Annotated in this window: 1 protein-coding gene; it reads right to left on the reverse strand. The window is 52.1% G+C overall.

The genetic code is table 11. The annotated features are described in order from the left end of the window. Positions 1-812 (reverse strand): hypothetical protein (locus tag A3754_RS27160; protein WP_063518901.1); only part of this gene is annotated, 812 nt, incomplete at both ends.

Here is an 812-nt window from a genome sequence, read left to right on the forward strand (position 1 = left end):
CTCATTGGCATTGTGCGCTATGGTGTAGTTGGAATCGTCCAGAATGGTCAGCACATTGAAAGCGCCGCCCTCTTCTGCCAGATACCAGGCACCGACAAGCGGATTTGTCGAACTTTCAATCGCCGTAAACGTCACCGTATTGTCTACGAATTGATCATCCGACAGCTCTTCCGTGACAGTAAGAACAAACTCACTATCGGCCAACTGTAATGTCACGGTTTCACCTGACAGATCAGACAACCCACCACTATTATCGGATTCACCGGACACCGTCAGGGTTAAGTCGCCAGATACGGGATCCCAGGTATAGGTTCCCCATTCGGCAGTTGCAGCCTCTTGATCACCATCATCAGCATTTGAATGAGCAATGATGTAGCGATCATAATCCAGGAAACTCAATACATTGCGGCCATAGTCGTCTACAAACAGCCAACTGCCGCGTAGATCGGCCTGCTGAGAGGCGGCGAAATGCGCTTCGGCCTCTTCTTCTGTTACCAGGGTTTCACCGATCGCCGTTTGCGCCTCGGTTTCAAAAGCGCCGGCAGGCTGATTCACCTCTACATCCTTGCCAACAAAGCTATCAAGCGTTTGCTGACTAATGGTGATGCCGTTGTCAGGATTACCGTCGTCATCCAGGGTCTGAAGCAACCGCAGTACATTGGTTACCACATCCGCATCGTTACCTTCGGCCATATCCGCCGGCGTGACACGCCCGGTTGCCGTTACGGCTGGCAGTTCGGTATCGCCAATGCTAAAGATGACGGTATCACCCTCAACATAATTGTATTCCCCCAGAGCCGTGGTCGTTCCGC

This window comes from Alcanivorax sp. HI0083, assembly GCF_001635175.1.